The 23,872-nt window shown below is 34.4% G+C and carries 25 protein-coding genes, 3 tRNA genes, 1 other RNA gene and 1 pseudogene; all 30 read right to left on the bottom strand.

The features are described from left to right. Positions 1-97: 97 nt before the first annotated feature. On the bottom strand, positions 98-373 hold the full coding sequence (locus KAT95_00450; GenBank protein MCK4520327.1) for a hypothetical protein: 276 nt from the start codon (positions 371-373) through the stop codon (positions 98-100). Between the two features lie 3 nt (positions 374-376). Continuing rightward, entirely contained in the window at positions 377-619 is a 243-nt protein-coding gene (locus KAT95_00445; GenBank protein ID MCK4520326.1) for a hypothetical protein, read from the bottom strand. Between the two features lie 266 nt (positions 620-885). Beyond that, the gene (locus tag KAT95_00440; protein MCK4520325.1) at positions 886-1,065 is read right to left on the bottom strand and encodes a 4Fe-4S binding protein; all 180 of its coding nucleotides are present in this window, start codon (positions 1,063-1,065) and stop codon (positions 886-888) included. A 13-nt stretch (positions 1,066-1,078) separates the two neighbouring features. Beyond that, positions 1,079-1,354 carry a ferredoxin:thioredoxin reductase gene (locus KAT95_00435; protein MCK4520324.1) on the bottom strand — a complete coding sequence of 92 codons (276 nt, stop codon included), beginning with the start codon at positions 1,352-1,354 and terminating at the stop codon, positions 1,079-1,081. Further along, positions 1,351-2,163, bottom strand: a complete 813-nt coding sequence (locus KAT95_00430; protein ID MCK4520323.1) for an AAA family ATPase — start codon at positions 2,161-2,163, stop codon at positions 1,351-1,353. The genes KAT95_00435 and KAT95_00430 overlap by 4 nt, the downstream gene beginning before the upstream one ends. Positions 2,164-2,170: 7 nt before the next feature. Beyond that, a complete protein-coding gene (locus KAT95_00425) occupies positions 2,171-2,980 on the bottom strand; it encodes an ATP-binding cassette domain-containing protein (protein MCK4520322.1) in 810 nt (269 codons plus the stop codon). A gap of 10 nt (positions 2,981-2,990) precedes the next feature. Beyond that, on the bottom strand, positions 2,991-3,323 hold the full coding sequence (gene trxA / locus KAT95_00420; GenBank protein ID MCK4520321.1) for a thioredoxin: 333 nt from the start codon (positions 3,321-3,323) through the stop codon (positions 2,991-2,993). Positions 3,324-3,328: 5 nt separating this feature from the next. Further along, positions 3,329-3,577 carry a metal-sensing transcriptional repressor gene (locus tag KAT95_00415; protein MCK4520320.1) on the bottom strand — a complete coding sequence of 83 codons (249 nt, stop codon included), beginning with the start codon at positions 3,575-3,577 and terminating at the stop codon, positions 3,329-3,331. A gap of 136 nt (positions 3,578-3,713) precedes the next feature. Then, positions 3,714-3,784: transfer RNA gene (locus tag KAT95_00410), tRNA-Gln, on the bottom strand. A gap of 19 nt (positions 3,785-3,803) precedes the next feature. Beyond that, positions 3,804-4,718, bottom strand: coding sequence for a permease-like cell division protein FtsX (locus KAT95_00405; protein MCK4520319.1), 915 nt, complete (start codon positions 4,716-4,718; stop codon positions 3,804-3,806). 6 nt (positions 4,719-4,724) lie between these two features. Beyond that, positions 4,725-5,405 carry a cell division ATP-binding protein FtsE gene (gene ftsE, locus KAT95_00400; protein MCK4520318.1) on the bottom strand — a complete coding sequence of 227 codons (681 nt, stop codon included), beginning with the start codon at positions 5,403-5,405 and terminating at the stop codon, positions 4,725-4,727. Between the two features lie 3 nt (positions 5,406-5,408). Continuing rightward, positions 5,409-6,507, bottom strand: a pseudogene (prfB, locus tag KAT95_00395) (peptide chain release factor 2). A 314-nt stretch (positions 6,508-6,821) separates the two neighbouring features. Then, entirely contained in the window at positions 6,822-7,157 is a 336-nt protein-coding gene (locus tag KAT95_00390; protein MCK4520317.1) for a hypothetical protein, read from the bottom strand. 785 nt (positions 7,158-7,942) lie between these two features. Further along, positions 7,943-8,014, bottom strand: a tRNA-Thr gene (locus tag KAT95_00385). Positions 8,015-8,018: 4 nt separating this feature from the next. Beyond that, a tRNA-Gly gene (locus tag KAT95_00380) sits at positions 8,019-8,089 on the bottom strand. A 78-nt stretch (positions 8,090-8,167) separates the two neighbouring features. Next, positions 8,168-8,560, bottom strand: coding sequence for a septum formation initiator family protein (locus KAT95_00375; GenBank protein ID MCK4520316.1), 393 nt, complete (start codon positions 8,558-8,560; stop codon positions 8,168-8,170). A gap of 151 nt (positions 8,561-8,711) precedes the next feature. After that, the gene (gene lepA, locus KAT95_00370) at positions 8,712-10,562 is read right to left on the bottom strand and encodes a translation elongation factor 4 (GenBank protein MCK4520315.1); all 1,851 of its coding nucleotides are present in this window, start codon (positions 10,560-10,562) and stop codon (positions 8,712-8,714) included. Further along, complete coding sequence (gene murJ, locus KAT95_00365) at positions 10,550-11,941, bottom strand: murein biosynthesis integral membrane protein MurJ (GenBank protein ID MCK4520314.1); 1,392 nt, start codon at positions 11,939-11,941, stop codon at positions 10,550-10,552. Before murJ ends, lepA begins: the two co-directional genes overlap by 13 nt. Further along, positions 11,934-12,617 carry a coenzyme F420-0:L-glutamate ligase gene (locus KAT95_00360; protein MCK4520313.1) on the bottom strand — a complete coding sequence of 228 codons (684 nt, stop codon included), beginning with the start codon at positions 12,615-12,617 and terminating at the stop codon, positions 11,934-11,936. The genes murJ and KAT95_00360 overlap by 8 nt, the downstream gene beginning before the upstream one ends. A gap of 35 nt (positions 12,618-12,652) precedes the next feature. Further along, positions 12,653-13,055: RNase P RNA component class A (gene rnpB, locus KAT95_00355), an RNA gene on the bottom strand. 45 nt (positions 13,056-13,100) lie between these two features. Next, complete coding sequence (locus KAT95_00350) at positions 13,101-13,544, bottom strand: ribonuclease HI family protein (protein ID MCK4520312.1); 444 nt, start codon at positions 13,542-13,544, stop codon at positions 13,101-13,103. Then, entirely contained in the window at positions 13,537-14,700 is a 1,164-nt protein-coding gene (locus KAT95_00345) for a DHH family phosphoesterase (GenBank protein ID MCK4520311.1), read from the bottom strand. The genes KAT95_00350 and KAT95_00345 overlap by 8 nt, the downstream gene beginning before the upstream one ends. A 442-nt stretch (positions 14,701-15,142) precedes the next feature. Next, complete coding sequence (locus tag KAT95_00340) at positions 15,143-16,168, bottom strand: phosphoglycerate kinase (protein MCK4520310.1); 1,026 nt, start codon at positions 16,166-16,168, stop codon at positions 15,143-15,145. Continuing rightward, a complete protein-coding gene (locus KAT95_00335) occupies positions 16,165-17,769 on the bottom strand; it encodes a type IV secretion system DNA-binding domain-containing protein (protein ID MCK4520309.1) in 1,605 nt (534 codons plus the stop codon). The genes KAT95_00340 and KAT95_00335 overlap by 4 nt, the downstream gene beginning before the upstream one ends. 5 nt (positions 17,770-17,774) lie before the next feature. Next, the gene (locus KAT95_00330; protein ID MCK4520308.1) at positions 17,775-19,067 is read right to left on the bottom strand and encodes a hypothetical protein; all 1,293 of its coding nucleotides are present in this window, start codon (positions 19,065-19,067) and stop codon (positions 17,775-17,777) included. A gap of 3 nt (positions 19,068-19,070) precedes the next feature. After that, positions 19,071-20,045: a hypothetical protein gene (locus KAT95_00325; GenBank protein MCK4520307.1), complete on the bottom strand. Its 975-nt coding sequence runs from the start codon at positions 20,043-20,045 to the stop codon at positions 19,071-19,073. Between the two features lie 115 nt (positions 20,046-20,160). Continuing rightward, the gene (locus KAT95_00320; GenBank protein MCK4520306.1) at positions 20,161-20,712 is read right to left on the bottom strand and encodes a class I SAM-dependent methyltransferase; all 552 of its coding nucleotides are present in this window, start codon (positions 20,710-20,712) and stop codon (positions 20,161-20,163) included. Positions 20,713-20,929: 217 nt separating this feature from the next. Further along, positions 20,930-21,142: a hypothetical protein gene (locus KAT95_00315; GenBank protein ID MCK4520305.1), complete on the bottom strand. Its 213-nt coding sequence runs from the start codon at positions 21,140-21,142 to the stop codon at positions 20,930-20,932. Positions 21,143-21,327: 185 nt separating this feature from the next. Beyond that, positions 21,328-22,230, bottom strand: coding sequence for a protein translocase subunit SecF (gene secF / locus KAT95_00310; GenBank protein ID MCK4520304.1), 903 nt, complete (start codon positions 22,228-22,230; stop codon positions 21,328-21,330). Positions 22,231-22,396: 166 nt separating this feature from the next. Further along, on the bottom strand, positions 22,397-23,824 hold the full coding sequence (secD, locus tag KAT95_00305; GenBank protein ID MCK4520303.1) for a protein translocase subunit SecD: 1,428 nt from the start codon (positions 23,822-23,824) through the stop codon (positions 22,397-22,399). Positions 23,825-23,872: the final 48 nt, after the last annotated feature.

Below are 23,872 nucleotides of genomic sequence, written 5' to 3'. Positions count from 1 at the left end.
TATCAAAACAAAGAGATATCTGTCAAGCCAAGCCCAATTGGCGATAATTTTAAATAAAAAATAAGCTTAGAATTTTATTCTAAGCTTCTCTTAAATGTTATCTTAAAAATCCTCCGCTTGCCAATACAGCAAATGCTTCATAGGGCTTCATATCAATTTCTTTCAGGGACTCTTTCTCTACCAAAAAGGTAAATCCGGTAAAGGGAACAGGTGTGTTCGGGACCATCACTGGAACAAGATTAACTTTAGGGTTGGAAATCACTTCGTTATTAGTAAAGCCCAAAAGATATTTTCCAGGAAATACCTCAATCCCTACTACCTGAGCATTCAATAGGTTTTCTGAAAGATGTCCTACTGAAGTCAATCTTGTCAAAATTCAGTGTTGCTTTCCTTTGCTCATCAAGGAGTTTATGACTGCTCCTATGACTATTAAGAACAGAAGCCCAAGACCTGCTTTGACAAGTATTGGTTGATTCTGCAATCCTGGAATCAGACCTAAAAAAAAACTGTTTCCCTTTAGTATTGAATCTATCACCAAACCAAGTATTCCTATCCCGATGAATAATAGAATACCTGTCCTTAAAGCCCCAAAAACAAATTTTCCTATTCTTTTTTTCATCCTCTCACCTCTTTTTCATATATTATGTGCTGTATTTTTAATACTAATTTTAAAAACAAAAAAGTCAAGACCAAACCAAAAAATCGCCTCTTTGGCGATAGATAAAAATGACCCAGTGCTGGGCGGCTCTGTCATCTGACTTAGTATATGACAGCTAGTCCCCTCGGTCTTCCGAACGCCTCACTAGCCTGCTCCATATGATAGAGTTTGTTCGAACCCGTCTAACAAAAATCTAATATCCTTTAATCGAAATTGAAATTACCAGTTCATTTTTTAATTATAGCGTTAAAAGGACAAATTTCTTTGCATTTGCTACAATTTTGACATTTTTTTTCATCTATGACCGCTTTGCCATCTTCCCCAATTTTAATTGCCCCGTAAGGACAAACTTCAACGCAAGCTCCACATCCAGCGCATTTTGATTTATTAATTTTAAATTTGCTCATATTTTTATTAAGATTATTTTACGAATAAAAAGCAATGACAGTGTCCGTCTTTTTTAATTTCTTTTTTACAATAAAGGCAAGGACAAACAATTTTGCTATTTTCTTTTTCGCTTTCCTTAATTCGACGGCACGGACAATACCTCCTGCCATATTTTCTTTCTCGTTCCAGCAACGTTTTAATCAAATAACTTACTACTTTTCGATCTGGATTTAAACGAAAACCGTTTTTTTCTGCGTAATTTTCATATTCTTCAAGCAATTGTTCAAATTTTTGTTTTTTCTCTATCATACTTTTTTATCAACAACCTTTTTTTTAATAAATGGACACTGTTCATTTTTTGCATTTCCGTCTAAAACCGCCCTGATAAACTCATTGCAAGATTTGAATCCGCATTTTCCGCAATTTAAATTAGGAACTAAATTTTTCAATTCCTTGCCGGCTAAATATCTTTTTTGTGTTTCTTTTTCATCAATTATTTTATTTCCATAACAATAACCACAGATTGCCGAAGGCATAGAATGTTTTAGTGTTAATTTTTTATCTTTTTCAATATAAGATGATGCTTTTATATATTCTACGATATCAATGGCTCCTTCTCCGGTAAGCCCGTTAGCTTCCACTATTTTTGCTTTAGGGTTAACCTTTAAAATCTTTGCTCTAAAAATTTCTCTTTCCGCTTGGGAAATTAAATCGCCTTTGCTAACAGCCACAACATCCGCATCGGTTAAAATCGGACCGTAGCGAAAAGGATCTCCCGAAGTAATATCCAAGATATTGATCCCCAGCCCTTCTTTAATATAAGGAGAACAACGAAGACACAGGCCCGCAGTTTCTAAAATAATAATATTTTTATCCTGGTTCTCTTTAATTATCTTGGGAATTTCCAGAGCGGTATAATGGTCTGGGCAAAGTTCTCCAGCTAATTTTTTAATGGCAGGAATTTTATATTTTTTAGCAATATGTTCGTTGTCTGATGTCTTCAGACAATCAAACTTAACGAAAAACAATTTGAAATCATCTTTTAATTCTTGAATTATATATTTAATTATGCTTGTTTTGCCTGAACCGGGCGTTCCGGCAAAAATTATAAATTTCATGTTATTTTTAGAGATTATTCTTAGATTTAATTGGTTCGCAGTATATTTCTATGTTTTTAATTTCTTCACCTTTTCTTATTTTTTCTCTTATATCTAAGCTATAGCCCTCTATCCAATTAAGGTAATAGGCAATACCTTTTTCCTTTAAAGAAGTATTTAGAATTTTAACAATACCTCCATCTTTGATAATAATTCTTTTATCAGCGTTTAATGCCAAAGAAGGGTCGTGGGTAACAATTAAAATAATTTTGCCCTCCTCTACTAAAATTTTAATTGCTTCTTCTTTTTTAATACCGGCATTTTCTATCTCATCAATTAAAATAATGGGCGAAATGCTGATATTAGCCACATCAGAAACCATTAGGGCTCTGCTTTGCCCGCCGGATAAATTTAACAAATTCATTTCAGGAGAAATTGCCTCGCCGGTAATTTTATTAGCTTCCTCTATTACTTCTTCAAGCAATCCCTGTCTTGGTTTCTTCCCGCGAGATTCCAAATGCAACTGTAAAAAATCCTTAACAGATATATCTGTTAAAAAATTCATGCTTTGGGCCAATGAAGCGATTAATTTTCTTTTTGGATTAGACCTTATTTCTTTGTCAGGAATTTCATCATTGACTAAAATTTTTCGTCGGCTTTTGGTGTCTTTTTGGGCCAATCTTTCAATATCATAAAGAAACTGGCTTTTACCTGCTCCAGTATGGCCAACAATCGCCACTACTTCTCCCTTTTTTATATCAATTTTTTCAAAATTTTCTTTTTTACCGAATTTATTTATCCCGGCTAAAATTGTGATTTTTTCAATTTTTTTAGTCATAAAATTGGTTTTAACTTTCTTTTTCAATAACAGACTCAACAGCTTCTGTAATAATCTCCTTTGGTTGAACTCCGATAAATCTTTGGACTATTTTTCCATTCTTGAATAAAATTAATGCTGGTATTGCATCTATTGAGAAAGTAGCAGAAATTAAAGGGTTTTTATCAACATCAATCTTGCCTATTTTTATTTTTTCTCCAAATTCATCAACAATTTCTTGAAGAATTGGAGATATCATCTGGCAGGGCACACACCACTCGGCCCAAAAATCAACCAAAACTGGCTTTTGGCTTTTAAAAACTTCTTCTGAGAAATTTTTATCAGTTAAAATTAAATCTGACATAAAAATTATTTATTTTTAATTATTTCTTTTAATAAAAACTCAATAGTTTTTCTTTTTTTAAGATTGATGGATTTTAGGCAGGAAGATAGATTGTCCTTGAAATACATTTCAATTACTTTCTTCAGACCAACATTGATTGCATAAAATTGCTCTGTTATTTTGCGGCAATCCTCCTTTCTCTCTATAAGATTAGCCAATCCGTCAATTTGACCCTTGACAATGTTTAAACGTTGGATTATTGTGTTTTTTCTCATATATTTATTTTCTAATTGTATAATTTCATATTATACCCCCTCAGGGTGTTCGTCAAGTGTTAAAAAAAACCGCCTTTCCGCCAATTGGCGGAGGCGACCTTTAGGCGGCTCAATCACCTGACTTAGCATATGACGGCTGCCGGGCTTGGATTCGAACCAAGATTCAATGCTCCAGGGGCATTTGGCCTACCATTAGCCGACCCGGCAATATTTAGCTTTCCAAGAATTACACCTTTAGGTATTTTCTGATGGCGATTAAACTGGAGATTACTCCCAAGCCAATGCCTGTTAAAAGCTGTATTAAGAATATAATAAATAAATTGCTTACAAAATATTCAAAAAGATTAAATCCTGAAACAATCTCTCCGATTTGAGGACTTAAAAAGAAAATACTTACAGTAAAAAACAAAAGACAAATAATAGCGGCAAATATGCCGGCAAGTATTGACTGGATTACAAAAGGTCCCCTTATAAACCAATTGGCAGCTCCGACCAGGCGCTGAACCTCAACCTCTTTATGATAATTTAAAATCGCCAGCTTAATATGGTTAAAAACAATTAAAATAGCAATAATAGAAACAATCAAAGCCAAAATAATTCCTGTTGTGTTAATTTGATAGCTTATGGAAAATATTTTTTCAATGATTGGTTTCTTTTGGAAATAATCAATTTTTGCTATTTTTTCGTTGAATTCAGCATTTTTTAAAAAATTATCAACTTCTTCGTATTGGGACGGCTGCCAAGATGTAATGTTCAAAGAAGCAAAAAAAGGATTTCTTCCCAATTCTTCCAATGAACCCATTAAAACCTCATCATCCTGATGCCTTTGCTTAAAAGCTTCAAGCGCCTGCTCTTTTGAAACATATTCCACTTTTTTTACTTCAGAGAATGCTTCAAGCTCTTCTTTGATTACAAAAATATCTTCTTCTAAACAATCCTCTTTGAAGTAAACAGAAATATCAACTTTTTCCTGAAAATCAGCAATCACAAGCTTTGTGATGTCTTTTATAATAAAAAGCGAAGTTGCTAAAGAAACAGCTAAGACCAAAATAAAAACTGTAGCAATTGAAAGCCCTATGTTTTTATAAAAACCTTTCCATCCTGCATTAAATATTCGCTTTAATGAGATTATTATAGGCATTTTTGATTAAATAATAAAACGGCCTTTTTCCTCATCTCTAATTATTCTGCCGTCTTCTAACGTAATGACCCTCTTTTTCAAACCATTAACTGTCTCCTTGTAATGAGTGGCTAAAATAATCGTTGTCCCTAATTCATTGATTCTCTCCAAAAGCTTTATTATGTCCTGTGTATGATAGGGGTCAAGATTGCCGGTTGGTTCGTCAGCAATTATCAATTTAGGCCTGTGAATTAAAGCGCGGGCAATAGCCACCCTTTGCTTTTCTCCTCCGGAAAGCTGGACCGGGAAATTTTCTGCTTTGTCAGACAATCCTACAATCTCAAGAACCTGGGGCACATCCCTTTTGATATCCTCGTCTCTTACCCCCATAACTTCCATTATATAAGCAATATTTTCGTAAATATTTCTTGAAGGAAGAAGTTTGTAATCCTGGAAGATAATTCCAATTGCTCTACGGAATTCTGGAAGATAACACCTTTTAATATTACTAACATTTTTCTCTTGAAAAAAAATTCTACCGGAATCAGGCCTTTCCTCTGCTAAAATCAATTTTAACATGGTTGTTTTACCCGCGCCGCATCTGCCCACAATACAAACAAATTCTTTATCTTTTATCTCTAAAGAAATATTTTTAAGGGCAGCATTGTCTGGCGGATAAATTTTTGTTATATTTTCAAATTTAATCATTGTTTATTTTTTAATTTCTGCCTCAATGAACTTATCTAAGTTTCCGTCTAAAACATCTTCCACATTAGAGGTTTCCACATCTGTTCTTAAATCTTTTACCATTTTATAAGGATGAATAACATATGACCTGATTTGATTTCCCCATTCAGCAGAAATTGATTTGCCCTTTGCTTTCTTAACTTCTTTTTGTCTTTCTTTTTCTCTTAATTGATAAAGTTTGGCATATAATAATTTCATTGCCTTCCCCCTATTCAATCCCTGTAAGCGTTCACTCTGGCAGCTCACCACAGTATTGCTTGGAATATAAGTAATGCGGATTGCTGATTCTCTTTTGTTGACATACTGTCCTCCAGGACCAGAAGCCCGAAAAACATCAATTTTTAAGTCATCTGGCTTAATCTTCATTTCCTCTTCATCTATTTTTGAAATTTCTGGCAGAACTTCAACCAAGGCAAAAGAGGTATGGCGAAGTTTTTGCGGAGAAAAAGGAGAAATTCTTACTAAACGGTGAACTCCTGTTTCCTTTTTCAAAAAACCATAAGCATACTTTCCTTTTATTTCAAAAGTCGCTGATTTTGTGCCTATTCTTCCTTCTGGACCGCCTGGTTCGCCAAATGACTGGTGTAAAAGTTTTGTTTTAAATCCTTTTCTTTCAGTATACCTTTTATACATACGTAAAAGTATTGTTGCCCAGTCCTGGGCATCCTGTCCGCCAGCGCCAGAATAAATAGAAAGTATGGCATTACCTTTGTCATATTTGCCAGAAAGAAAAGTTCTCTGTTCTTGTTTTTTTATTTCTTTCTCAATTTGAAAAATTCTTTCTTCAATTTCTTTTTCTAAACTCTCGTCATTTAATTTAATTATTTCTTTTAATTCCTCTAAATCCTTTTTAAATTTTTCAAATTTTTCTGTTTCTTCTTTCAAATCAGCTAATTCTTGGGAAATTTCAGCTGCTTTTTCTCTTTCATTCCAGAAATCAGGCCTTTGGGCTTTTTTTTCTAATTCTTTGATTTTTTCCTGTTTCTTAGCTAAGTCAAAGACGGTCCTCTAAATAGAGGATTTTATCTTCTAAATTTCTGATGTTTTCCTCAAAATCCTTCATACAATTTTAGTATAAGAACCTACCTCGCTCTACTCGGCAGAACCTTCTAATTGCTCGTTCAGTTGAAATACAAGAATAAATTCTTGTATTTCTTCTTCACTTACAATTATAGCAAAAATCGCCAAAAAGAAAAGACCAAAAGTGTTCTCACAGCAGAGAGGAGAGAGATTTCTTATCTACTGCGAGAACGCTTCTGGTCTCTTTGAATTCTTCATTTTTAAACCCGCAATCCTTCGACAAGCTCAGGACAAGTCTTGTGAGCTTAAAAATAAAGAGGAGGAAGGAATGAGTATACTTCCTTCAAAATTTTGATTTTAGTGAGAAAGTGCTTTCAACACTTTCTCTATTGTCCAACCAGCTGCGACTGGCAAACTAATCCTGAATGGCGCTCCGCTTGGCAGACCAAACAGGTTCACCAAATTGAGTTCCTTGTCCATCGTCGCTATCGTGACTATCTCCTCGCTTTCTGGGTTTTTACCCAAAAGCACTGCTGTCTTCGTGGGAGCCATTTGTTCTCCTTTCACTAAAAGCTGTGTGCGGTCGTAATCATCACTGACATCTCTGACATCCACTACGGCGATGCCGTCGCGAATTTCGTACCGTTCCACCAGTTGTTCTGTTGTTTCCTGCACTTCTTCCTGTCCTTCCAAGCCACCTACAGTTCCATAGGCGGCTTCATCTTCGCCAAAAACAGCGTAGAGGCTTTCATCTCCGGAACCGTCGCTCCGAGAACTCCGAAGCAGACACTCACTACTAATTTTTGTTTTGCGAGAACTAACTAAGGATTACCTCTCTCCTCTACCCTATACAAGATTGCTCTTATTCAGGGTTTAATTGCTCAATCCTTAATCCCGTTCATCGCTTGTATTAAAGAACTATTTTGAATAAAGAACTATTATTATTTCTCTCCTCTTATATTAAGGAAAGGGATGAAGAAGATTTTTTTGATACTCCAGATTAGAGTAGTAATGGCAAGCAACCTTTAACGATTCCTGCCTACAGCATTATTTTGCTGGTCTCCGCAAATCCAGGGTACTCTCTCCTCTTCATCCCTCTCCCTACCATGTATAACTTTTATTTAAATAAGCGACTCTTAGAGAGAGTCGCCTATTTAAACATGATTATAATCATCAAATTTGATGGCTAATGGTTATTACTCTCTCCTTTAATAACCTTTATATTATTTATTTTTTTCAAAAAACTATTTTTATTCTCTAACGCTTGTATTATAATATACCATTAAAATCTTGTCAAGAGTTTGAAGTGATTTTAGAAATCTAAAAGAACTGGAAAGAAAAATAAAAGTATGGAATGATGAATATAATAACCTTGAGCACTGCGGACTGAACGGAAAAACACCCAATGAAATGCTACAATTATTATCAATTAACGAACCGACAAATGTCCTTGCCTAAAACATTAATCGGAAAAAAAGAGCCGGGAGAGAGATTTGAACTCTCGACCTGCGATTTACGAAACCGCTGCTCTTCCACTGAGCTATCCCGGCAAATAGCGGGATACCGGAATCGAACCGGCGCCCTGACCTTGGGAAGGTCATGTACTGCCACTATACTAATCCCGCCTTCGCCAGCCGTAGCTGGCTTCGGCGGGCAAAGCCCGCAAAGTCAGCGAAGGCTGGACATATATATCTAAATATGGACTATTTATCGATAAATTTTTCTAAAAATTTATCTAAAAAACCTCGTTCTTTTTGTACCTGATTTTCATCCTCTATTTCTTTTTTAATTACCACTGCCTCCTCGCCCTGCTTTTTATAGCCCTGCTCCCTGATTTTCTCCTCTAAATATTCATCTTGGGTTGTTTGATAAACTCCAGCCTCCAGCTGCGCCTTTCTTGCTTCTAAGGCCTGCACTTCTCTCTGCAATTCTTGCTTTTGCAAGCGAAGTTCAGCTCTTTTTTGAGTTATATTCCAATTAGAAATAATCAGATAACTTATTATCCCAAATACAAAAATCAAAAAAAACAGAAAATACAATAATGAACGCAAATCATTATCTCCTTTCTTTCCATATTTTCTTTTTTTTGTTATCATAAAACAATGTCTAAAATTAAAGGAAAAACAATTTTTAAAGCAATCTGGATTATTTTAATATCCATGGTTGTTTTAGGTATGATTGGCTTCCTCTTCGCCCCTCTTTTCTAATTTTATCCTAATAAAATTTCCTCATTATTTCAATACACCCTTAACTCAAAACTTTTAGATAAACATCGGAAGGGATTTTAATCTGGGCTTTTTCCTTGAGTTTCTTTTTCCCCTTTTTCTGCTTTTCCAAAAGTTTTCTTTTTCTGCTATAATCGCCGCCGTAAAGAGGAGCAATAACATCCTTTCCTCTGGAGCTGATTGTTTCTCTGGCAATTATCTTGCCGCCAATTACGGCCTGCAAAGGAACACTGAATTGCTGCTGAGGCAGCACTTCTTTTATTTTCTTTAAAAATGTCCTTGCTTCTGGATATGCTTTTTCTTTTGGAACGATTCTTGAAAATGCTTCCTCTTTTTTTCCGATTATTAATATTTCTAGTTTGACTAAATCGGATTTTTCATATCCTAAAATTTCATAATTCATAGAAGCATAACCTTGGCTCACAGACATAAGCTTATCATAAAAACCAGTGATTACTTCTCTTAAAGGAATATGATAAGTCAATAGCGGTTTATTTAACCCAAGATATTCTGTCTTGATATACCTGCCTTGCAATTCATCTAAGATTTTCATTATATTGCCTAAGGCGTCTGAAAAACAGATTATTTCCAGCTTCACATACGGCTCTTGAATTTCTTTTATTATCGCGAGATCCGGCCATTCAGCTGATGAATAAACAAAAATTTCCTTATCCACTTTATCTATAATTTTATAAACAACTGAAGGCGAAAAAACTACTAAATCTAAATCAAATTCCCGGTGAAGACGTTCTACTGTAATTTCTAAATGAAGAGAACCAAGAAATCCGCAGCGGAATCCCTGTCCAAAAATCTCCTTATGTTCCGGCTCAAAATACAAAGAAGCATCATTAAGCTTCAATTTGTTCAAAGATTCTCTTAGTAAGCCGTATCTATCACTATTCTCTGGATACACGCTTATAAAAACAACCGGCTTCGGCTCTTTATAACCCGGCAACGCCTCAATATCAACAATTTTTAACTTTTCACTTTTAACTTTTAACTTGGTTATGGTGTCTCCTACTCTCACCTTTCCAGGTTCTTTAATGCCAGTGGCAATATACCCTATTTCACCAGCTGATAGCTTTTTTTGGGGAGACAATTCCGGCTTGAAATAACCGAGTTCTTTTATTTTTGATTCAGTTTCAGAAGCCATTAAATATATTTTCTCATCATTGCTGATCTGGCCGTCTATAACTCGGACATAGGCAATTACTCCTTTATAAGAATCAAATTTTGAATCAAAAATCAAAGCTCGCAAAGGCCTGTCCTGATTTATTTCTGGAGGCTTTACTTTGGCAATTATCGCTTCTAAAACTTTTTCAATATTAATGCCTTTTTTAGCAGAAATAGACAGGATGTCTTGTTCTGAAATGTTTAAGAGCTTAGCTAATTCCTGCTTTGTTTCTTCGGTTCTCGCTTGCTGTAAATCAATTTTATTAATTATTGGAATAATTGCTAATCCCTGCTTTTTGGCTAATTCTAAATTAGCCAATGTTTGCGCCTGGACTCCTTTCGCAGCATCTACTAATAAAATAGCTCCTTCTACAGCCGCTAACGCGCGGGAAACCTCATAGGAAAAATCTACATGTCCAGGAGTATCAACCAGATTCAAAATAAATTTTGAATCTGGAATTTTTAATTTTAAATTTTTAATTTTTAAACTATCTGTATCTAATTCCATTCTAACTGGCTGAAGTTTGATTGTAATTCCTCTTTCTCTTTCCAAATCCATCATATCTAAAAACTGCTCCTGCATTTTGTTGTCTGGAACAGTATTAGTCAGTTCTAAAAACCTGTCTGCTAAAGTAGATTTGCCATGGTCCACATGCGAAATAATTACAAAATTGCGAATCTGTTTTTTTATTGGTTCCATTTTAATTTGGTTGAAAATATTAAAAGCAAGGCAAGTTGAAAAATAGCTGAAAGAGACAGGGCTAAAGGCAGGCCAATAACCTGAATATTTGCTAAACTCTCAATATTAAGAAAACCTGTCCAAAACTGCTGGAAAGAATTAGCGAAAGAAAGCAAATGAACAAAATAAAAGCAAAGAAAAATATTTAACAGGGTTGCCGCTACACTGGTGAAAGCCGGGATCTTAGTATTTTGGACAGCGTAAAATGTTTTAGCGATTAAAAGAACCAATGATTGGGCAAAAATGCCGAAACAAAGCATTCCCAGACAAGCAGAAGTTAATTGCGCATCAAGCAAACTGAACCTCCCCACTCCCAGAATAATGTTGACTACTTCTTCTTTAAAAAGAAAAAGGAGAATACTTAAAAATAAGCTTAAAAAAAGAATTTTATAAAAAACAGAGAGAAAAATTTTGTCAAATTTTTCTTTTTGCTTTTTAGCGAATGACAAGCTTAAACTGGGAAAAGCAGCAGTGGAAAAAGAGATTGCCGCTAATGTCAAAAGAGGACGTGAAAGATTTTCAGCTAAATTAAAAACAGCTATGCTTCCAGCGCTCAAAGTAGAAGCAATTATGGTCACTACTACTAAATTAATTTGAGCAGCTGCCAAACCTATGGATCTGGGAATGGTTAGTTTTATTGTTTTTCTAAAACTCGGTTCAAAAAAATTAAAAAGTTTTTGATGCCTAAATCCTGTTTTAAATAAAATCGGAATCTGGATCAAAAAATGCAGGAAAGCTCCAAATACTACTCCCCAAGCCAAACCTTTAATGCCCATATAGGGAACAAAAAATAAAATGCCAAAAATAATACCAAGATTATATACTATGGGAGCTAAAGAAGTAATGAAAAATCTCTTAAAAACGCGCAGGACTGCAGAGAAAATATTGCTCATTCCCAAGATAATCGGGCTTAAAAACATAATTCTAGTTAAAAGTATTGTTAATTCTTTCTTTTCACCGGAAAAACCAGGGGTAATTATAGAAATTAATTGAGGGGCAAATATAAACAAAATAAGAGAAGCAATTATTAAAATAAACAAAAACAAATTAACAAGATTAGAAAGATACTCCCATGCCTTTTCTTTTGAAGAAATTAAATATTCACTGAAAATAGGGATAATGGCTGCGGAAATAGCGCCTGTCATTAAGACCATTGTCAAAAAATCCGGAATTTCAAAAGCAGCATAATAGATATCTAATTCATCTCCAGCGCCGAATTTCCCGGCTAAAAGCCGATCCCTAATAAAACCTAAAAGAGCGCTGATTAAAAAAGCCACGCCCAAAATCAAAGCAGCTGAATTAATGTTTTTTGTTTGTAGATTAAAAACTCTTCTAATCATTTTTTCGCAAAATAATTATTGGCGTCTGCTGGTTTGACTGGCCAGCAGGATTATCTTTTAAGAGCTGAAGCAATAATTTATCCTTGCCTTTTAAATCATCACTCTTTCCCAAGATATTTCCCCCCAAATCATTTATATCTGCCGCAACAAAAGAAACGTCATATTTCTCTTTTAATTGATTGCAGAAGTCATCAAGATTCTCAAGCCCTAAGATACCCATTTCAGAATATTGAGGAAATGCATCTCCGTAAAACCCGTCTATTTGATTTATTTGATGCCCGGCTACTCTGTAAAAGATTCCTCTGATGCCAAAAATTTTAGCAATACCTCCTAAAAAACTTGCTAATAAAATTCTGGGCAGGCCTGCTAATGAAATAGCGACCTGCATTTTTAAAGGATTGCCTACTGAAAAACCATAAGGAGTTTTTTTAGCAAACCTAGATAAAAACACAGCCCAATTTCCCGGACTGACATCTTTTTTATAAACTATTTTGCCCTGTATAATGGCAACAATTTTCTGGCATAAAACAACAATATCATTTTTCTCAACAGAAGAAAGAACATATCTCTCAATAATGTCTTCCAGCCTATCTTTTGTTTCAATAAAATGCGTCTTTATGGGATAGCGAGCCCATTTTTCTTCATTTATACTGATAACAATTTTTTTAGAATACATCAATCTTATTTTAACTTGTTTTTTGTAAATAAAAAAGCCCAAGCAGGCAATAAGCCGAATTCTGTTCCCCGCTTTTAGCGGGGAGGCAATCATTTATCTATGCCAAGAATTACTTCTTGACTAAAGCGAACCACTTTTTCATTTCGGCAAATCCGGAGATTGCCGAAATGCTTGTTCTTGCACCCGATAAGGATTTAGCCGTTTCACCCGAGCACATAAAATTTACGTGCTCGATTCGCCAAGCACTCAGCAAACTGAGTGCTCGGCGCCTCAGCTCTTTCGAGCTTCGGCGTCACTGTTCGCACCTCTAACCTTGCGGTCGACGGCTGTTAGCCGCTATCTTTTTAAACTAAGCACATAAATTGCTTAGAATGGGTGTTCGGACTTTCCTCTAAGCACTCAGCGAACTGAATGCTCAGCGATTGCCTTGCCTGCTTGAACTATTTTTATAATAACAAACTAAAAACAATCTGTCAACTATTTTTAAAATAGCTTTTTATTGCTGTTTTGAGCGTCTAAGGCCTGGTTGACTAATCTATCTGCTTCTTTATTTTGCTCTCTTGGAATTGATTTAAATGTTAGTTTTTTAAAATCAATTTTCAAATTCCAAACTTTTAAAAACAATGGCTGCAGGTTTGGTTCTAAAATCTTATATTTGCCGTTTAATTGATTTACCAACAATTCAGAATCAGAATTAATCTCAATTTCTGAATTATATGCTTTTTCCTTGCCAAATAATAGTTTTATCTTTTTCAAAGCAAAAATTACTGCCTGATATTCTGCCTCGTTATTAGTAATACCATCTCCTAAATACTGGAAATATTCTTTTAATGTATTTCCCTTTTCATCAGAAATTACTACTCCTATGGCTGACGGGCCTGGATTTCCGCGCGACCCGCCATCTGTGTAAATAATTATCTTATTCATATTTCTCAAAATATTTTATTAAACACTCTTTGAACTTTTCCAAGTTTTCGTTTTTAATACTGAAACCGGCTGCTGGCGCATGGCCGCCAAAAGTAATCAAAAGCTTTTCACAGCTTTGCATTGCTTGGACAGCATCCATTCCTGAAGGCATTCTTACTGCGCCAGTAGTTTTTTCTTTTCCTTTCTTGTAAATAAAAGTTGGTTTTTTATATTTGTTGCAAATCCTTGAAGCCACAGACCCGTTTAAAATATTAGTCCAGCCAGTATCGCCTTCAAAAATCACTGAACATGGATTTTCTGATATTTTTTCTTCTATTTGGCTGGTGATTTCTCTTATTTGAAAATGTCTTGTTTCATTTCTATCCAAGAATTTTTCAGCCAAGTTTTTTGCTTTTCTTTTATTCTCGCAAGTCAAAAGCAAAAATGCTTCTGTTAAATGTTCTTTAATTTCACTGACATTTAAGGCAGAAACAATTTTTTGAATTTTTTCTCTTTCTTTTAATCCGCCAACTGGCGGATTTAAAGAGTTAATTTCAAAAAAAACTTTTAATCCTAATCTTTTTGTGTATTTTAACGACCAAAGTCCTTTCTCAATATATTCTTTATTCTCTTTTTCTCTAATCATCATATCAGCAATAGTGGCTAAAGCGACTAATTCTAAAAACTGATTATCTAATGAATCACTCATTTTATCTTTAAGCATCACTTTGGCCAATTCATAAACAAGACCAGTGGCAGCAAATTCTTTAAAGGGATAATTATCTTCTTTTTGTTTTGGGTCAACAATAATTGAAGCTTTTGGCAAAGAACCAATCACCTTATGATGATCAATGATTATTACTTCAAAACCTATCTTTTTGGCTATTTCTACTTCTTTAAAATTAGTAATGCCTAAATCCAAACCAATAAGCAATGCTGGGGCTAATGGTTTTAAAAAATCCAAACCAATCTCGTTTATCCCATAACCCTCTTTTTCTCGGTCAACAAAATAAACAGCAGAAACTTTGCCGCTTAATTCTTCAATAGCTTCTTTTAAAATAACAACTGAACCAGTGCCGTCTAAATCAGCATCACCGTATAAAATGATTTTTTCTTTATTTTCAATCGCTTTCAGAATTCTGTTAGATGCTTTTTTAAGATTTTTGATTTCAGGCATTTATGAATTTCAGCCATAAAATCTGCCAAAACTATAAGTGGGGGTTGACAAGATTTTATAGTTGTGTATAATGAAAACGTGTAAGACCTGGTGGAGTCTTACGCACACAAACAAGGGTATGTCCGATGTTTTAAGGGCTTACCTATCCACCAAAAGGCAAGAATGGAAAAGAAAGAAAACTTTAGAAAATAAGTACTGTGCCACCGGAACAGAGAACTGAGTGTGGGTGGTAGAAGAAAGATTGGAAAATTCTGACAAACATCTTGATATTTTTTAGGACTGGTCAATGATGACTGTATCAATCAAGACGAAAACAGAAAATTCCTCTCCCTTCTGCCAAAAACCATTCCATTTTGCTAATTGCATCTTCACAACTTAATAGTTTTTATTTTTATCATAGGGCAATGTTATATATTTTCATCGCCCTTTCTTTATTTTTAATTTAACTTTTGGAGAACTTCAGTGCTTCAAGGCCAACTAATTTACTGTCAACTATGTAATCAAGCATTGCACCGCCGCCAGTGGATACAAAGCTGAATTTTTTAATTAAGCCAATCCTGGTTAAAAACTCAATTGTCTCCCCTCCTCCTATTACTGAAAAAGCTTTGCTTTTAACAACAGCTTTGGCAACCTCTTTTGTTGCTTTAGAGAATTTCTCTTCTTCAGTTTTTCCTAATGGACCATTCCAAAAAATGGTTTTTGCTGTTTTAATCTTTTCATTAAATATCTTTATTGTTTTTTCTCCGATATCACCGCTGTCTATCCAGTCCACAGGCAAGATAATTTTCTCCGGCTCTTTAAATTTTATTTTCTGCTTTTCTATTTCCTTAGGTATTAAGCCGCCGATTAAAACAAAATCAGAAATTTCAGATATCTTATCAATAAATTTTACTTTGGTCTCTACTTTTTTCCCTCCAATTATGGTTATAAAAGGCCTTTTAGAATTTTTCAAAATTTGGTCTAATATTTTTATCTCTTTTTCTATCAGCAAGCCAATACCTGATGGAAGATACTTTGGAATGCCGACAATAGAAGCATGCTCACGATGGCAAACAGCAAAAGCATCATTAATATAAATATCGCTCAATCTTGCTAATTGCTTGGCGAATTGAGAATTATTCTCTTTTTCTTGTTTGTAAAACCTCAAATTCTCCAAAACAACAATATCTCCTGATTTTATTTTTTTGACACTAAGACCGTCAACAAATTTTACTCTTTTATTTAATAATTCTCCTAATCTATTAGCGACTGGTTTTAAGCTAAATTTTTCTTCTCTTTTTTTCGGCCTGCCAAGATGGCTTATTACAATAATTTTTGCTCTATTCTTTATTAAATACTCAATAGTGGAAATACTTGCCTTAATGCGAAAATCATCCCTGATAGACCCTCTATCTGACAAAGGAACATCAAAATTAGTTCTTAATAAAACTTTCTTATTCTGAAAATTAAAATTTTTTAAAGTTTTCATTTTTTATCTTCTTCTTTCTTTAGGGACTCTTTTAAAACTTCTTTTAATCCTTGTATATCTATTTCCTTTTTGGGACGCTTCTCCCTTTCATTTTTTTCCCTTTTGCCGGGTCGGAAAAAAACAGGCTCCTGTTTTATCGCTTCGCTTAAAGACATATCTTTGTCTTTCGGTTCTTCTTCTTTTTCTCCTCTCTTTATTTTTTCAAGGCAGGTTTTGCAATAAACAGGCCTTACTCCATCTGGTTTAAAAGGAACTTTTATCATTCTCTTGCAGTTCTGGCATTGGGCATCGTAAAGAACCTGCGGTTCTGCCAATACTGGTTCAACTCCCTCTATGGGCTCTGCCCACTGAATAATGCTTTCCTCAACAGATTTTTTTTCTGTACCATATTGTTTTCTGGATTCCTGAATAATTGCTTCTTTATTTGATTCTTCTAACTTTGATTCGGGAGATAAGGTTTCAGCTGAAAACGGCCTGCCTGCCAAGCCATCAATCATTAGTTTCAAATAAATATTATATTTTGCCAAATTAACTAAATCAGAACCATTAAACTCTGGTAGAAACTCTTTTTCTAAAAATTCTGCATCTTCTGCTCCCACTCGAAAAGAAACAATTGTGCCCACGTTTCCAAAAACCGCGTCTCTTACTGTTTCTTCCATTTGAGTAATGTACTGATGGGCTAAAATTAAAGACAAGCGGTATTTACGCGCTTCAGATAATATATTAACAAATGATTCAGTGGCAAAGTTTTGAAATTCATCTACATAAAGGAAAAAGTCTCTTCTTTTTTCTTCCGGCACATCAACTCTGGACATAGCAGCTAATTGTATTCTAGTAATTAAAAGAGCCCCTAATAAACGGGAAGCATCTTCACCTATTTTCCCTTTGGATAAATTCAATATTAAAATCTTTCCTTCATCCATTGCCTGCCTCACATTAATAGTTGATTTTGTCTGGCCAATAATATTTCTAATTAAAGGCGCGGATATAAACTGGCCAATTTTATTTTGAATAGCAGCGGTTGCCTCTGTCTCATATCTTTGATTATATCTGGCAAATTCTTGAGTCCAAAACGCTTTTACTACTGGATCAGTCACTTTTTCTACGACTTTCTTGCGATAATCAATATCAGCCAGCATTCGATTAACACCTAAAAGAGTAGAACCTGGATATTCTAAAAGAGCTAAAATACAATTGTTTAAAATATATTCCATTCTGGCTGACCAGACATCAGGCCAGATTTTTTTAAAAACGCCCATCAAACCGCCGGCTACTAAATGCCTTTTTTCCGGATCTACTTCTTCCATAACATTAAAAGCAATAGGATAATCTAAATCAGCAGGATTAAAATAAATAACATCTTTAATTCTATTTTTTGGAACAAAATCAAGAAGGTTTTCCGATGCTTCGCCATGAGGGTCAACAAAACCTATCCCATGGCCTTGCTGAATATCTTGAATAGCCATATTCTCCAGCATAACTGTTTTACCCATGCCGGTTTTTCCCACAGCATAAACATGCCGGCGCCTGTCATCGGCTTTTATTCCGAATTTTTTCCTAATATTACGAAAATTTGTTTCCCCGAAAAAATTTATATCCATAAATTTTACTCTGTAGGTAATTCAATCGGAGCTTCGCCTCTCTTTGCCTCTACTCTTGAAATAGAAGGCGCAGCTGTAACTCCTCTACCTGGAAAATGATACAAAGAAGCTAATTCTTCAATATTTAGAATAAAAGTGCCGCCTGGCCATGGACAAAAAGGACCTAATCTTTCAATAAAATTTCTAAACATTCTTCTTTTCCGAACATAAACCCTTCTATTGTCTAAAAACCAAAGCCAAACAGTATGAACTTTAGTAATGGTTCTTCTCATTGGCTTTAATCCATTAAGATCAACTGTACCAAAAAGGTCAAAAAAGCCCATTGGAATAGCTTTGTTAGGGGAAAAAAACACATCCCTTTTTCCTAATTGAAGAAACCTTATACTGCATTCAAAAGCATATTTGCTTATTTTATCTTCAATAGCAGATACTACTTTCATCTCCCCGGGCGTCAGCTCCATTGCGGGCATAATGCCTCCTTCTTTTTTTTCTTCTTCTTCTTTTGGCGGCTCGCCAGTAACTAGGACATCTATTGCTTCTTCAACTATTGGTTTTGAAACTGACGGTTTTGGCCTGTTCACTAATTTATCTACTTCTTTTTTTGCCTTCTCTATAAAATCTTTACTTTCTTCAAGATGAGAAACCGGCTTAGCCATAATTTGAACCCATAACTGCTCCCCTGGCTTAAATTTTGCCATACCTTCCAAAAGATTAGACATAGGATCAATTCTTTTTTCTTCCTTTGATATTTCTGGTTTTTCTTCAAAAAATTTAGAATAGGTCTTAATGGGATAAATATCATCTTTTAGCTGTTCATAATCAGTGCCCCATATTTCCCAGTCCTTATTTGGAACATCCTGGGGAACTTTTTTAGTATAATCATCAACTTCTTTAATTTCTAAATCAGGATATTGGGAATAAAGCGTTGATTCAACTAAATTACGAGCATTTTCTGGAATTCTAATAAAAAAATGGGGCTCACCTCCAAAACAGGCAATTTCCAAAGAAAAACCTAATTGCATTTTTCCTTCAAACCATTTTTCCCTGTAATTAGGCGGGTCGTAAAAATGCCATAAGCCATTAAAAACTGTCTCCATTGCCTTAATAGGTCTTAGAACTTCTTTTGGCGGTTTTATTTCCAATACGATAGATCTCATCTTGCCAAACCAAACCTGATTTCTCCACCAAAGATAAATAAATAAAAAGGGCTTGATTAAAATAAACGGCAGAATAATCCACCACCAAGTCCTTAAAAAATTCCAAATGGTATTAAAAATTACAAAAATTTGATCTTCCATTTATTATGCTTCTTTGATGGTATATTTTCCTTGAGAATCCCTTAGAAAATATTCCTTATTCTGGAGATTCAAAAGAACAGTGTTTTTTTGGACAAAACGTTGAGATAAAACCTGCTCAATAATTGCCTTTGAAGGCAGTGGTTTTTGAGCTTCTTTTAAAACATTTTTGATTACATCCTTGACTACTCCTGGATTGTATCCCCAATCCTTTAAAGCATAAAGTCCCCTGCCCACTAAAACAAATCTTTGGTCTTTAATCAATTCATTATGAACTGTCTTAACCAGGCATGATTTCTTTTCCTGCTCCTGCGTTTCAATAAACTCTGCTACTTTAGTAAAATGCAATGGCTTGTTTTCTCTTTTTATCACTAAAAATGCTTTATCTTTTATGCCTTTAGGATTAATTTCCGGCCAATCAGAAAAACCGTATAAACCGTCCGGTCCTTTTAGGACTTGCTTTGACAGCTCAATATAATTAACTAAACTAATATCTTTTAAAGACAATGGCTGCTTTCTCTTTTTGAGTTCATTAGCAAAACCATTTATAGCTTTTTGAGCTGAATTTAAAGAATTTTTATCTATACTCCAAAAAGCATGAAGGTCATTTGTCTCAGAAAATCTTTCAAACTGTTTTCCCAAAGTTAATAAAAATAAAACTTGGGGCTTAAAGTTTTTTCCTCCAAGTTTCTCTAAAAGCAAATCTTCTCTTCTTAATCCGCCAGAATTCTCTAATTCTTGGCCAAAAATCTGAAAAGGTTTTTGGGCTGTCTGAACTGCTTTCGCCTTGGCTTTTTTGAAACCGTCTTCCTCTATCTGACGCACTCTTTCCCTGGTAATCCCATAGCTCTTGCCTATTGATTCCAATGTTTCTTTCTTATCTGCTCCAAAACCGAAACGTCGGCTTATAATATCTCTTGTTCTATCCTGCGGCAAGCATTCAAGAATATCATTACAAATTTTTTGATAGTTAACAAACATATTACATTTTTATATCATATTCCAGAAAAAGTGTCAAATCTTTTTCTGTGGATAAATATTGTAAAAAATCTCTTTCATTAAAGAAAGAGATAATGGGATTTCTAACAAGGAATTTTTATCTTGGAATCTGATACAATCTTATAAAAGAATATTCTGAATCAGATTTTACAAAAGGAATATTATCAAAAGTAAAAGCTAAAGAAACAAGCCGAGTTCCTGGTTTCAGCTCTGAAAGAAGCTTTTTTTCTAAAGGACCCATAGTGGGCTGCCAAAGATAGGTCAAAATAATATCAGCATCGGAGAGATTTTTTTTAAAAAAATTCCCTTGATAAATTTTTATTTTATCCTCCAGTCCAAGTTTCTTAATCTTTCTACGAGAAAGCCAAACTAATACAGGATTGATCTCAACACCAATAGCTCTCACTTTGTATTGTTTTACCGCTTCAAATAAAATTTTTCCATTTCCAGAGCCAAGATCGTAAAGAATCTCTCCGGATCTTGGACTGGCTAATTCCAACATCCTTTTGACTTTCTCTGTTGGAGAAGGCATAAAAGGAGCGCCAAATATCATACTTGAAGCAAAATACAATTGAATTAAAAGATAACTAACAAAAATAATCAAAAACGCCAGAAGTAATAAATTTAGAAAAAGAATTAAAGAAATCATTTTGTCCTTTTTAAATTATAATCAAAAATGAAAAAAATAAAAAGGGAGAAAAAATGAAAATCCCCCTTACTTTTTACATTTTGTGTTTAACTAGTTTTAATAAAAAAGGAGGTAAGGTTCTTGTTCTGCCTTTGCTCTGCATAAATTCTTTACAGAGGAAGCACAATTACCCTTTTAAGAGATATACATCTCAACCTTGCTCTTTTATCTTTTTCTCTTATCGACTGCCGAAATTCTTCTCTATCTGCTCTTCAAGAAGAATTCTTATAAATTGTTTTAGCTCGTCTTGAGGAATATTCGTTTTCTTAGAAATATTTCCCAATCCTCGTTTAAAAGTATTGAAACGAATACCTTCGTTTGCAATTTTTTCTTTCACGAGAGCTAAAGCTATCTCGCCTTGTCTTATCTCGCCCATGAATTTTTCAATCATTTTTTTCTCTTTCACCTCCTAAATTTTTTTATCGGCCGGTTTTTCTGTCTTCGCTGTCTTACTGGATTGTAATCTTTGTGGCCGAGAGCTGCTTACCAACTACATTGGCAAACAATTCTTAACCACAAAGATTTTTTTCTTTCCATATTTTAAGTATTTTAAAAAGCTATTTATAGCATAGCACACTATTTAATTTTGTCAAATTTTTCTCGGTGTTTCAGCCACCAAACAAGAACCGGACTGGCTAAGAATAATGAAGAATAAGTCCCAGCTGTAATACCAATCATTAAAGCCAAAGCAAAATACTTTAAAGTTTCTCCGCCAAAAAAGAAAATGGCTGAAAGAACAAATAAAGTAGTTAATGAAGTATTAATTGAACGGGTGAGTGTTTGATGCAGGGAAATATCAACTATTTCTTCAAAATTCTCTTTTCTATAAGGGCTTAACAAATTTTCTCTTATTCTGTCAAAAACAACAACCGTATTATTAATGGAATATCCTAAAACAGTAAGTAAGGCAACAATAATAGGAATAGAAATCTCTACTCCATAAAATTCTCCCAAAATAGCAAAAACACCTAAAGGTATTAAAACATCATGGCTTAAAGCAACTAAGGAAGCCAATCCATACTGCCAGCTTTTTATCGGCCTCTGAACTTTCCTGAATGCAAAAGCAATATATGAGACAACAGCCAAAAGAGACAGGACAATAATAATCTTTGTTTTGTCTTTTAATTCCTGGCCAATAATCGGCCCAATATTTTCATATCTTAATTGCTCTAATTCTCGGCTCTCTCTAAGTTTTTCAATAATGGTTTGATGAGTTTCTTCAGTAATATCTTTTGTTCTAATAATAACTCCTTTCTCTCCAGTTGGCTGGATTATTATGCTTCCTAAGTCAAATTCTGAAAGCTGGTCATGGATTTTCTGGTTACTCGGTCTTTCTTCAATATATTCTATTTCTAAAATGCTTCCTCCGGTAAATTCAATGCTGGGCTTCAAGCCAAAAAGACCAAGACAAAACAAACTACCAAGAATTAAAATTCCAGAAAAAATAAAATAAATCTTTGTGTATTTAAGAAAATTCATAAATCTACGAATAATAGTGAGCGAGACAATAAGGTTTTAAAGTAACTCTCGGAGCCTCGCTGGCATGGTCTCCGATTTTAAATCGGAGCAGCGAGGCGAGAGCGTAGGCTGGCAAATCTCGCTGGAGATTTGAACAGCCGGTACTTTAAAACTTTATTGCCGAGCACTATTTCCATAATCTGCCAAATTTTTCTAATCGTGTTCCTTTAAAATACTCTAAAAAGTTTTTAGTAATAAAAATGGCAGAAAACATGCTTAAAAGAATCCCCAAACTCAAAGTCAAAGCAAAGCCTTTCACAAAGCTTGTTCCAAAAGCAAATAAAATAAAAGCAACAATCAGAGTAGTTAAATTTCCATCTTTAATAGATGGCCAAGCCCGATTAAATCCTTGGTCTACGCTCTGGGAAAAAGTTTTTCCTTCTCTTAATTCCTCTCTCATTCTGGAAAAAATTAAGATATTAGCATCTACAGCCATTCCAATAGATAAAATAAATCCGCCTATACCAGCCAAGGTTAAAGTAACTGACATAAGCTTAAATATACTTAAAACTAAGAGAACATAAATAACTAAAGCAATTGAAGATAAAATTCCAGGAACCCGGTAAAATACTATTAAAAACAACAAAATTGCCAGAAAACCGTAAATTCCTGCTGTCAGGGATTTTTCTAAAGAGGCCTTTCCTAAAATTGGCCCGACTGTTTGCTGGGAAATCAATGCAATTGGAACTGGCAAAGCGCCAGCAGAAAGATTGCGGACAAGCTCTTTTGCCTCATCTAAAGTAAACTTGCCAGTAATTTGTGCTTTTCCTCCAGAAATTTTTTCCTGAACAGTAGGGCTGGAAATCATAATATCGTCAATATAAATAGCTAATGGCTTGCCAATATTTCTTTCTGTTAATTCTTCAAAAAGCCTTGAACCCTCCTCGTCAAACTGAAGCAGGATCAAGGGCTCATAAGCTGTTTGTCCAAAACCTAATTCTGATTTTTCAAGGTATTTTCCAGTTAAATCTGTGGATTTAAAAGGTTCTTCAAAAGCTAAATGCCAGTTTTCAACAATATTATCTATTTCTTCAAGGGTTTTTCCTTCGGCAAAATATTTATTTACTTCTTCTCTCTTGGCTATAATCTCATCAATATCATCTCTCTCTTCTCTAAATTCCAAAAAAGGCGTTTCGCCAATCATTTCAATTGCTTTGCTTGGATCATCTATTCCGGCTAATTCCACAATTAAACGGTGATGGCCTGATGTTTTCTGGACTTGCACAACTGGCTCTGTAATACCAAAAAGATTAATTCTCCTTTCAATAACATCCCTTAATCCCTGTAAAGAAGAAGTATAATCATCTTTCTCAATATTAGACATATCTGCCTCATAGACCAAGTGTGTGCCTCCCTGCAAATCCAATCCTAAAACAAAATCCTTTTCAGGCATTTGTGGAATATTAGTTAAGCGTTCAATATATCTAATCTCATTTTTCTTGGCATTAATAACATCAGCTGTGTTATTCCAATATTTCGGCTCCACAAAATTTCCTGCTGAAAAAGCCAGGATAAAAATAAGAACAATAATGACACGGATTCTTTTTTTAGACATATTTAAATATTATTTTATTGTATCTCTTAATTCAAAAATGTCAAATCT

This window comes from Candidatus Parcubacteria bacterium, from assembly GCA_023131895.1.
In the GTDB taxonomy this organism is placed as follows: Bacteria; Patescibacteriota; Minisyncoccia; order Minisyncoccales; family JAGMDC01; genus JAGLYZ01.
The sequence above is the reverse complement of the archived record's forward strand: the minus strand, read 5'-3'. Positions and strand labels throughout refer to the sequence as shown.

What these genes read in the sequence shown, in the direction of transcription:
- KAT95_00430 (MCK4520323.1), bottom strand. Translation starts at nt 2,163, where the DNA reads ATGAAATTTATAATTTTTGCCGGAACGCCCGGTTCAGGCAAAACAAGC.
- lepA (MCK4520315.1), bottom strand. Translation starts at nt 10,562, where the DNA reads ATGGAACCAATAAAAAAACAGATTCGCAATTTTGTAATTATTTCGCAT.
- KAT95_00445 (MCK4520326.1), bottom strand. Translation starts at nt 619, where the DNA reads ATGAAAAAAAGAATAGGAAAATTTGTTTTTGGGGCTTTAAGGACAGGT.
- secD (MCK4520303.1), bottom strand. Translation starts at nt 23,824, where the DNA reads ATGTCTAAAAAAAGAATCCGTGTCATTATTGTTCTTATTTTTATCCTG.
- KAT95_00340 (MCK4520310.1), bottom strand. Translation starts at nt 16,168, where the DNA reads ATGAAAACTTTAAAAAATTTTAATTTTCAGAATAAGAAAGTTTTATTA.
- KAT95_00440 (MCK4520325.1), bottom strand. Translation starts at nt 1,065, where the DNA reads ATGAGCAAATTTAAAATTAATAAATCAAAATGCGCTGGATGTGGAGCT.
- KAT95_00315 (MCK4520305.1), bottom strand. Translation starts at nt 21,142, where the DNA reads ATGATTGAAAAATTCATGGGCGAGATAAGACAAGGCGAGATAGCTTTA.
- KAT95_00375 (MCK4520316.1), bottom strand. Translation starts at nt 8,560, where the DNA reads ATGATAACAAAAAAAAGAAAATATGGAAAGAAAGGAGATAATGATTTG.
- KAT95_00415 (MCK4520320.1), bottom strand. Translation starts at nt 3,577, where the DNA reads ATGAGAAAAAACACAATAATCCAACGTTTAAACATTGTCAAGGGTCAA.
- KAT95_00330 (MCK4520308.1), bottom strand. Translation starts at nt 19,067, where the DNA reads ATGGAAGATCAAATTTTTGTAATTTTTAATACCATTTGGAATTTTTTA.
- KAT95_00325 (MCK4520307.1), bottom strand. Translation starts at nt 20,045, where the DNA reads ATGTTTGTTAACTATCAAAAAATTTGTAATGATATTCTTGAATGCTTG.
- ftsE (MCK4520318.1), bottom strand. Translation starts at nt 5,405, where the DNA reads ATGATTAAATTTGAAAATATAACAAAAATTTATCCGCCAGACAATGCT.
- KAT95_00405 (MCK4520319.1), bottom strand. Translation starts at nt 4,718, where the DNA reads ATGCCTATAATAATCTCATTAAAGCGAATATTTAATGCAGGATGGAAA.
- KAT95_00425 (MCK4520322.1), bottom strand. Translation starts at nt 2,980, where the DNA reads ATGACTAAAAAAATTGAAAAAATCACAATTTTAGCCGGGATAAATAAA.
- KAT95_00360 (MCK4520313.1), bottom strand. Translation starts at nt 12,617, where the DNA reads ATGTATTCTAAAAAAATTGTTATCAGTATAAATGAAGAAAAATGGGCT.
- secF (MCK4520304.1), bottom strand. Translation starts at nt 22,230, where the DNA reads ATGAATTTTCTTAAATACACAAAGATTTATTTTATTTTTTCTGGAATT.
- KAT95_00350 (MCK4520312.1), bottom strand. Translation starts at nt 13,544, where the DNA reads ATGAATAAGATAATTATTTACACAGATGGCGGGTCGCGCGGAAATCCA.
- KAT95_00345 (MCK4520311.1), bottom strand. Translation starts at nt 14,700, where the DNA reads ATGCCTGAAATCAAAAATCTTAAAAAAGCATCTAACAGAATTCTGAAA.
- KAT95_00335 (MCK4520309.1), bottom strand. Translation starts at nt 17,769, where the DNA reads ATGGATATAAATTTTTTCGGGGAAACAAATTTTCGTAATATTAGGAAA.
- KAT95_00435 (MCK4520324.1), bottom strand. Translation starts at nt 1,354, where the DNA reads ATGATAGAGAAAAAACAAAAATTTGAACAATTGCTTGAAGAATATGAA.
- murJ (MCK4520314.1), bottom strand. Translation starts at nt 11,941, where the DNA reads ATGATTAGAAGAGTTTTTAATCTACAAACAAAAAACATTAATTCAGCT.
- KAT95_00320 (MCK4520306.1), bottom strand. Translation starts at nt 20,712, where the DNA reads ATGATTTCTTTAATTCTTTTTCTAAATTTATTACTTCTGGCGTTTTTG.
- trxA (MCK4520321.1), bottom strand. Translation starts at nt 3,323, where the DNA reads ATGTCAGATTTAATTTTAACTGATAAAAATTTCTCAGAAGAAGTTTTT.